Origin of the sequence: Acidiplasma cupricumulans, assembly GCF_001402935.1 — an archaeon.
GTDB lineage: Archaea > Thermoplasmatota > Thermoplasmata > Thermoplasmatales > Thermoplasmataceae > Acidiplasma > Acidiplasma aeolicum.
Genome location: NZ_LKBH01000184.1, coordinates 1 through 8,845, shown reverse-complemented (window position 1 = coordinate 8,845; position 8,845 = coordinate 1). Strand labels below are relative to the sequence as shown.

Annotated in this window: 8 protein-coding genes; 5 read left to right on the top strand and 3 right to left on the bottom strand. The window is 33.5% G+C overall.

Features of this window, described 5'->3' with window-relative positions; genetic code table 11:
• Positions 1-22 precede the first annotated feature (22 nt).
• Positions 23-2,125 (bottom strand): hypothetical protein, encoded by a 2,103-nt coding sequence (locus AOG55_RS05270; protein WP_048101141.1) that lies wholly within the window; start codon positions 2,123-2,125, stop codon positions 23-25.
• Between the two features lie 125 nt (positions 2,126-2,250).
• On the opposite strand from AOG55_RS05270, the gene AOG55_RS05265 reads away from it, so the two are divergent.
• The 4 genes from AOG55_RS05265 to thrC all read left to right on the top strand — a co-directional run bounded on the left by AOG55_RS05265 (position 2,251) and on the right by thrC (position 5,634).
• Positions 2,251-3,129, top strand: coding sequence for an EamA family transporter (locus tag AOG55_RS05265; protein ID WP_055041008.1), 879 nt, complete (start codon positions 2,251-2,253; stop codon positions 3,127-3,129).
• A 61-nt stretch (positions 3,130-3,190) separates the two neighbouring features.
• Positions 3,191-4,165 (top strand): mevalonate-3-kinase, encoded by a 975-nt coding sequence (locus tag AOG55_RS05260; protein ID WP_055041007.1) that lies wholly within the window; start codon positions 3,191-3,193, stop codon positions 4,163-4,165.
• A gap of 54 nt (positions 4,166-4,219) precedes the next feature.
• Entirely contained in the window at positions 4,220-4,387 is a 168-nt protein-coding gene (locus tag AOG55_RS05255) for a preprotein translocase subunit Sec61beta (RefSeq protein ID WP_048101138.1), read from the top strand.
• A gap of 80 nt (positions 4,388-4,467) precedes the next feature.
• The gene (thrC, locus tag AOG55_RS05250; RefSeq protein WP_055041006.1) at positions 4,468-5,634 is read left to right on the top strand and encodes a threonine synthase; all 1,167 of its coding nucleotides are present in this window, start codon (positions 4,468-4,470) and stop codon (positions 5,632-5,634) included.
• A 5-nt stretch (positions 5,635-5,639) separates the two neighbouring features.
• On the opposite strand, the gene AOG55_RS05245 is transcribed toward thrC, so the two are convergent.
• Positions 5,640-6,983 (bottom strand): cobyrinate a,c-diamide synthase, encoded by a 1,344-nt coding sequence (locus AOG55_RS05245; RefSeq protein ID WP_048101136.1) that lies wholly within the window; start codon positions 6,981-6,983, stop codon positions 5,640-5,642.
• The gene (locus AOG55_RS05240) at positions 6,970-7,962 is read right to left on the bottom strand and encodes a cobalt-precorrin 5A hydrolase (RefSeq protein ID WP_055041005.1); all 993 of its coding nucleotides are present in this window, start codon (positions 7,960-7,962) and stop codon (positions 6,970-6,972) included. The genes AOG55_RS05245 and AOG55_RS05240 overlap by 14 nt, the downstream gene beginning before the upstream one ends.
• Before the next feature lie 82 nt (positions 7,963-8,044).
• Here AOG55_RS05240 and AOG55_RS05235 point away from each other — a divergent pair, with 82 nt between their 5' ends.
• The gene (locus tag AOG55_RS05235) at positions 8,045-8,782 is read left to right on the top strand and encodes an enoyl-CoA hydratase/isomerase family protein (protein WP_055041004.1); all 738 of its coding nucleotides are present in this window, start codon (positions 8,045-8,047) and stop codon (positions 8,780-8,782) included.
• The last annotated feature ends 63 nt before the right edge of the window (positions 8,783-8,845 follow it).

Below are 8,845 nucleotides of genomic sequence, written 5' to 3'. Positions count from 1 at the left end.
TAATTAAAGAAAAATTATTTTATTATCTGTTTCTCTTTTTGATTTCAATAAATATGGCAAGAATTAATATCAAAAGGATTATTAAATCGAAGATTGTAATATTTGCAAATATTGATTCTGCCAGAATGTTAATGCCCAGAATTTTAAAAAATGATCCAAGCGCAGAGTTATAAACAGTTATTAATTTTTCATTTGGGCTTTTAATAAGGTATTCCTGTGAATGAAGATTAAATGATTTGTTATCCATATTATATGATATATTGGCATAGGGAATTACAAATTCTCCAGGCCCATTTAATTTAATCTTATATGTAAAATTATAGTATTCACCAGGTTTTAGTGTAATATTATGTATATCAGAATTTCCAGAAATTAATGATAATGATCCGGTTTTTTCATAATTTTCAATAAAGTAATCCTCGGATATATTAAGATAATATAATGTCGAGTTATCCCGGTTTTGAACCTCATTAATTACTGTGGCCACATGATTATTCTCACTGATTTTAACGTTAAAATACAGGTATGCAGGAAAGGTATAATTGAAGGAAATATTACTCTGGTCAGGATTAAAATTTTGCGTATTATAATATGTTGTATTTGTACTTTCATTGAGAATAGAAACAAAATTTTTATTATTTGAATAAAAAATTGAGTTTATTGATGTTTTACTATTACTGGAATCTGGATAAATTACACCAATGGCAGATACAGTCCCATTAAAATTAATTGTGGAATTATAACCAATTATATCTGACATATTTATTTTATGATATTTACCGGAGGAATGGAATACACTGGGATTTTCAAATAGTCCGGCCAAAAACCTTTCATTATCACTGGTTTTATTCCCACCCAAAAGTAGGGAATAATTGCCATAACCATATATCAAGGCTGATGACCTGAAATTTTCTGAATCATATTTTTTTATTATATTATACATTGATAAATTAGAATTGTAGTTATTAATAACATTTTTAATATATTTTGATTCATTGATATCCTGACCATAAACATATAATTTATATTTTGAATAATTGTATGCAAGCAGTAACTGCGGATTGATAATTCCAGAGTTTTTTAGGATCCCTGAGGTTCCATCAGAGCCTAAAGTATAATTATTTTTGGAAACAACAACAAAAAGCCCTGATGGTACCATTGATAATAATTTTTTAAGGTTCCCTGATATTGGCAGATGTACTATAGAATTTGAGATGTATGTAAGATTATTGCTTAATATGGATGCTGCAAGAATAATATTTGAATTAATATTAGTACTGTTCTGGGCAAGAATCACCGTGTTTATTAATGATCCATTCTCTGTAATAATGTTAATAGATGCCTGAATACCCACATTATTTAGATTATTAGCCGAATTTGCCTCTGTATTTGCATGGTTTATACCGGCAGGAATTACAAAAAATGATGAGATAACAATTAATGTTATAATTACAACAATTATGGCCTCAGCCCTGGCCATCCCTTTATGCCTTTTTTTAAACAGTGAGGCGATAACACCTGAAACCAGAATAACAATTGCCAGGTTCTCTATAATATTAATTATAATAGGATATACAAGTGAGTAGTTAAAAATGCCTGAGGAACCATAAATGCTTGTTTCTGGATTTAAAGCCACAGCATTATTTTTTCCTATTGCTGCAATAATTATGCTGTAAATTGTTGAAATTAGTGGTTCATTCTTTATATCTATTAAATTAACATTGTATGGAATCATATTTGGTAATATGGATAATATTCTCTCCACCCTGCCTGTTATATCAGGAATTGCAGAGGTATATGATGTTATGTCAAGAACTGATATAAGCACAAGGATCATAAAGGAAAATGTTAAAGAATACAATAAAATGGATGTGCCCATGGCCCTGAGCCCTTTTCTTGTGCTGATTCCAACAATAATGCCTATTATAATCCAGCTTATCATTATTGCATAATAATGTATGGGATTTCCTGCGAGGAGACCAATGATGCCCAATAATAGTGGGAGACCATATCCAAGATATGGACCAAGAAGGTTTATCAGTGGTGAGTAAAGCGGTGATACCATATAATATGAAAGCATGACCACACCGATACCACCGGCGATTAAGCCCAAAAGTTTTCCCATAAATATAAAACTTATATCTTTATATAAATATTTGTTTTAAAAATTATAATAATTTCTGTAAATATTAAAAAAATAATGAACATGGACATAATAATAGTTTTTATATATTGTTGAAATTGACCGGTATGTCCAGCAAAACTGGGAAATGGTTTCTTTACGCATTGGTTGGATCCTCTTTCTGGGGATTCTCGGGCACGGCCTCATCTGCATTATTCATAAGGTACCATTTCAGCGCCATATTACTGTCATCGCTACGCATGTTAATAGGTGGCATTTTTATTATAATAATATTCAGGGCAGGGATACCAAGGAAGGATGTAAAAAATTTTCTGGTATTTACCTTCGCCGGTCTTATGCCCGTACAGATTTCATATATTGAAACAATAAAATATACAAATGCAGCAACAGCAACGCTTATACAGTACCTTTTTCTGCCAATTATTTTCATTTATGAAATTTTTAAAAAAATTATTCGGGTTGATAGATATATAATTATTTCGACGGCCTTTGCAATATTTGGTTTAATTGAACTTATTTCTGGTTTTCCATTTAGCGATAAAAATATTTTAATTAATATTTACGGTATTATTTTTGGAATGATCTCAGCTGTAACTGCTGCAGCATACATAATAATGTCCGGTAATGTAATCTCAAAAAATGGTAGCAGCTCATCAATAGGCTATGCACTTTTAATTGGTGGAATAGTGACGCTTCCATTTTCATTAAATAAAATGTATTTGTTCGATTCGTATATAAAAGCGGAATTTATTGGGGTTATTTCACTTATTCTCTTTATTGGGATTATTGGCACTGCACTTTCTTTCTGGCTGGTAATTTCATCCAGGGAAAAAGTAAGCTCCACAAAAACATCCATTGCGGCCACAATGGAACCGTTTATGGCAGCCATTACGTCGTCAACGTTTTTAAATATTTTTTTAAAACCTGTTCAGTATCTTGGCTTCGCATTAATTATAGTATCGGTAATAATTTCGACGAAAAGCTGATTTAAATAAAGTTTAAAAATATATTACGAAAATACTTTAAATTTGAAGATAATTAGGTCGCATGGATACAAAATATGTTGAGGCAAGGGCATATCCAACAATAGGCATAATACTTCTGGGTGGCGTTTCAGATGAAATAAACAGACTGCCATTGCATACTACAGCCGGAATAGCCTATACAGGCCTAAATAATGAAATATATGTTAAAACTGATTTATATATATCAAAAAATAAAAAGGGAATCGTAAATGGCAAGGATATTGATGTGAATTCTGAAAGATCACCATTTAGGGTAATAGATAAGTACAAACATGAGATTTTAATGCGTGCCGGTGAGGATGATGATATGAATATATCATTTATATCAGAGAATGTTAATGTTCTCAGTGGGAGTTCGGATGCCGGCGCTGCGGCCATAGGTATATGCATAGAATCCATTTTTGAATACAATATAAACATATTTACATTCGAAAATGATCTGCAAAAAATATCAGAAAGTGCAGGCAGAAGCCTATATGGAGGATTAACAATTAATCATGCAAATGGAAAGGAATCACTCACAGACCATATTCTGGATGCAGATGCATTTGATGATTATGTTATTGTGGGATGCCACTTCAGTGATAATAGGCAACCGTCGGATGTTATACATAAAAATATAATTAAACATCCAGAATACCCGGAGAGGGTAAAAAATTCTGAAAAAAAGGCAAAGGAACTTGAGAAATTGGCTCAGGAAAGGAATATAAAAAAGATCTTTGAACTGGCAGAGAATGATACTGATGATTACCACAGACTTTTAAACGATGTTGGTGTCCATATTATAACAGGGGAAATGAAAAATTTCATTGAACGTGTAAAGGAGCTGAAGAATAACTTCTGGAACGCATATATAGTAACCGGTGGTACCAATGTATTTGTGGCTGTTGAAAAGAAAAATATGAATAAGGTGGCTGATGAGGCGAAAAACTTTAATGCAAAACCCGTGTTTCTAAAAGTTGCAGGTCCACCCGAGGTAATTTCAAGGAATTTTTGAAACACTAAAAATTAAATTAGAAAAATTTAAATCCCATCAATTACTTATAAAACTATGGCTAAGGATAACCAGAATGAAAATTTTCAGTCTGGGGCAGGTTTAATACGTTACTTTAATGAGGAGGAGATTAAGGGTCCAGCCCTTGATCCAAAGCTTATAATATACATAGCAATTGCCATGGCAGTTATAGTTGAACTTGCAAGGGTATTCTGGCCCGTTTAAATTTGAATATTTTAAGCATTTAAATAGATATATTAATAGCAATGCAAAACTATTTTATATTTATAAATATTAACCCTTAGATGCCATATTCTATATTAAAATGCCCTGTTTGCGGCAGTGAGTATCAAATTGAAAGGAACAGCTATGTTTGTGATAGGTGCGGTAACATACTCGATGTTATCCAGAAGGATATTGCAAATTTTAAAAAAACATCAATGAAGGGTGTCTGGAGATATAAGGAAATTGTTCACCCTGTCCTTAATAATAATCAGATTATTACAAAAATGGAGGGTGATACAAATATTTATCACCATCCGAAATTATCCGAATACTCGGGAATTAAAAATATTTATATGAAACATGAGGGTGAAAATCCAACAGGTTCATTTAAGGATCGTGGTATGACAGTTGCAGTTTCTGAGGCAATAAGGCAGGGCTTTAAAAAAACATTATGCGCCTCAACAGGCAATACATCCGCATCTGCAGCAAGCTACAGTGCATATGCCGGAATAGACAGCTATGTGTTTATACCAAGCAAAAAGATATCAAAAAATAAGCTGCTTCAGGCATATTCATATGGGGCAAATATAGTAAATATAGATGGTGATTTTGATACCGCCATGTCAAACCTCCGGGAAACACTAAAAAAAAGATCTGATTTTTATGTTTTGAACTCCCTTAATCCATGGAGAATTGAGGGCCAGAAGACAATCATATATGAAATAATGGAAAAAATGAGGCCTGATTTTATATCATTTCCTGCAGGAAATCTTGGGAACACATCAGCATTTGGGAAGGCACTCATAGAAATGAAGGAAATGGGTATGATAGATTATGTTCCAAGGCTTATAGCGGTGCAGGCCGAGGGGGCAAGCCCATTCTATAATTATATAAACAACCATGAGGAAACACTTCACCCCGTAAGGGCGGAAACGGTTGCAAGTGCCATAAAAATAGGAAATCCGGTGAATTATATTAAGGCAAAAAGGTCCATAGAATTCTCACATGGCATTGTTGAAAGGGTAAGCGATGCTGAAATACTTGAGGCAAAGAAAATTATAGACCGTGCGGGTATTGGCTGCGAATCAGCATCGGCAACATCACTTGCAGGTGTTAAAAAACTTCGGGAAAAGGGAGTTCTTGACGCATCAGATACTGTTGTGGGCATACTTACAGGGAATCTGCTTAAGGAATTAAATACGGACATTCAAATTAACATGCTTACAATAGATCAGGTAATGTCCTGATCTTATTACCTTTTATGATATTTATGGCACGATGATACAAATCTTTCAGGAATTTTTTTATTTGACGGGAAGTAAAGGTGTGAATATCCTGCCAGAATATTTTCGGTATAAAAGCCATCCGGACCTGAACTGGTATTATAGGCATAATTATTTTCCACATTGTATTTTATTTTTGAATAGTGGAATTCATGACCCCGTATTTTATAACCCTTTTTAAAGAGTATGTTGTCCGATAATGATTCAACAGTGCGGTATCCAAGAACAAGTTTATCCATATAAATATCAGAGTCTATTATGCCGGCCATGAAATGCCTCTGATTATTATATTCTATTGACTTTGATAAATACATGTAGCCGCCACATTCTGCAAAAATTGGCATGCCATCATTACCAAGCTTTTTAATTTCCTTTAATACAGTTTTATTTTTTTCCAGATCGCTGGCATAAACCTCAGGAAATCCACCGCCTATGTAAATACCATCCACGTCTGGGATATTTTCTGACTCCATGGGGCTAAAATATTTTATTTCTGCACCATAATGCTCAAGCAGTTTTAGATTTTCATCATAATAAAAATTAAACGCGCGGTCATATGCCACGCCTATGGAGACTTTAATATTTCTGTTCTTTCTTTCTTTTACATTATAATTACCTGAATGAGATTTTTTAGATATTGAAAGAACAGAATTTAAATCCACAGATTTTATAATTTCATTGCCAAGTGATTCCAGATAATCCTTATTCCTGTAACCCTCTATATATGGAATAAGCCCCAGATGCCTTGAACTTAAACTTAAATCATTATTTTTTTTAATACATCCAAGAACCTTTACATTTGATAATGACTCTATTGCCTTTTTAACAATTAAGCAGTGATAATCACTTCCCGCCCTGTTTAAGATTACCCCGGCTATCCTGAAACCCCTGGCCTGGGATTTAAGTCCGTTTATGATTGACGCTGCAGTTCTGGCCATTGATGATATATCTATAACAATAATAACAGGAATTTTTAGTATTGAAGCTATTTCGGCTGTGCTGCCACGTATTGAATTATAATCCTTGCCATCATAGAGCCCCATGACACCCTCTATTATGGAAATATCATAACCCTGTGATTTCCTGAAAAAAATGTCCCTTACAATGGATCTTGATCCCATCCATGAATCCAGATTATCTGATGGATTTCCTGAAACAAATGACTGATATCCGGAATCAATATAATCCGGGCCAATTTTAAATGCCTTTACGCTGTATCCCAGTTTTTTAAGTGCGTATATTAATCCCATTGAAACGGTTGTTTTACCAGACCCACTGGATGGTGCAGCCACAATAATGCTATTTATTTTCATATTCAAACACCGATATTACAGCATCCTTAAACTTTTCTGCACGTATAATCTCATTGCCATTATTTGATGCCACCCTTGCGGCGGCATTGGCAACAGAATAGGCACCGGTATACTTATAAACTGTTTCAGACCTGTAGGAAGAATATTTATTTAATGTATTATTATCAAAGAAGAAAATTCTGGCATTAAGCCATTTTGCAATTTTTTTAATATCATCGTTATCTGACTTTATATCTATTGTTGCAATGGCATAAACCGATGAAATATAAAATCCTTTTTGCTTAAAAACAAATTTAATATGGTCCTTAAGTGAATTAAAATTTGCATACGTTGAGAAGCCTATTCCTATTACAAGAACTTTTGGAACCATAACGACAAAATTTGTGCTTTTCTCCTTAATATATGTGATTATAATCCCGTAATTTTTCCCCCCAGACCCAGAAATGTTTATATGGATGCCTGTTCTGTTTATTAGCCTAAAACCGCCATTATTTATTATTTCAGAGGTTACATATTTAATTCTTGATTTATTCATTATTTTCATTCCGTATTTATATGCAATAACCTCCGGAGACATTACACCGGAAATCTCTGATGCTGTTGTAATTACTGCCTCACCTCCAAGCAGGCCGGAAACATATAATGCAAGGTCATTTGCTCCGCGATGTCCGGATATCATGCTGATTGAAAATTTTCCATTATCATCCACAGATATGATTCTTGGATCGTTAAACTTACTCCTTAAAAATGGCGCAATAATTCTTATGGCAGCACCAAGTGCCATAACCATAATAATGCAATCATAATTATTGAATATGGATTTTATTTCCTTTTTAATATCATCATAACAATGAAAATCCCCAGGATATTTTAACCTGCATGGAACATAAACGTTAGCATGCATGTGATTATTAATTATATCTGCAACCCTAATACCGCTTATTGATGCACATACAATAGCCGTTTTACTGCAATCCACATGCGATTATTAATATCTGGTTAATATGCATTTTTATTGACCTGATAAAAAAATATATAAGTAACTCTTGCTATAAATATTCATGTATAACAACATAGATTTGGTATCAGGCGATGTTTCCATAATTTATTTTAAACGTGAGGAAAAGCTTAATACCCTTACCTTGGACATGGTCAATGATATAAAAAATGCCATGGAGGAGGTAAAGGATACCGCAAGGTGTGTTATAATTGAGGGTAAAAGGAATTTTTCAGCTGGTGCAGATATAAAACAGTTCAGGGATTTAAACCCAATTGATGCATATTCCTTCCATAGAAAATTAAACGAACTTGCATTTTATTTTAGAGATTATAATGTTCCTGTTATATCTGTTTTAAATGGCTATGTGCTTGGTGGCGGCCTTGAACTTTCATTATCCACTGATATAAGGGTGTGCAGTAAAAATGCCCAGCTGGGCCAGCCTGAAATAAACATCGGTGTAAACGCAGGTGCCGGTGGCAATGTAATACTTCCCCATGTCATAGGCAGAAACCGGGCACTTTACATGATACTGACCGGAGAGAAAATAGATGCACAGACAGCTTATAATTTTGGCCTTGTTGACATTATATCAGATGATCCACACAATGAGGCGTTAAGGATTGCCAGCATGATTGCCAAAAAACCTATAGAAACTGTTATATTTGCAAAAAGGGCTGTAAATAAATCATTTATGAATTCAATTAACATTGACATGGATTACGAGGCATCATTATTTGGCCTCCTATTTTCGTCTGGAGAGACAAGAAAAAAAATTAATGAATTTTTCAATAAAAAATAATTACAATTTTAAAATCCCTGAATTAAGGGTTATGGCATAATTAATTAATATTGGAAACATTTA

Coding starts and splice junctions, on each gene's coding strand:
- AOG55_RS05270 (WP_048101141.1), bottom strand. CDS start 2,125: ATGGGAAAACTTTTGGGCTTAATCGCCGGTGGTATCGGTGTGGTCATG.
- AOG55_RS05265 (WP_055041008.1), top strand. CDS start 2,251: ATGTCCAGCAAAACTGGGAAATGGTTTCTTTACGCATTGGTTGGATCC.
- AOG55_RS05260 (WP_055041007.1), top strand. CDS start 3,191: ATGGATACAAAATATGTTGAGGCAAGGGCATATCCAACAATAGGCATA.
- AOG55_RS05255 (WP_048101138.1), top strand. CDS start 4,220: ATGGCTAAGGATAACCAGAATGAAAATTTTCAGTCTGGGGCAGGTTTA.
- thrC (WP_055041006.1), top strand. CDS start 4,468: ATGCCATATTCTATATTAAAATGCCCTGTTTGCGGCAGTGAGTATCAA.
- AOG55_RS05245 (WP_048101136.1), bottom strand. CDS start 6,983: ATGAAAATAAATAGCATTATTGTGGCTGCACCATCCAGTGGGTCTGGT.
- AOG55_RS05235 (WP_055041004.1), top strand. CDS start 8,045: ATGTATAACAACATAGATTTGGTATCAGGCGATGTTTCCATAATTTAT.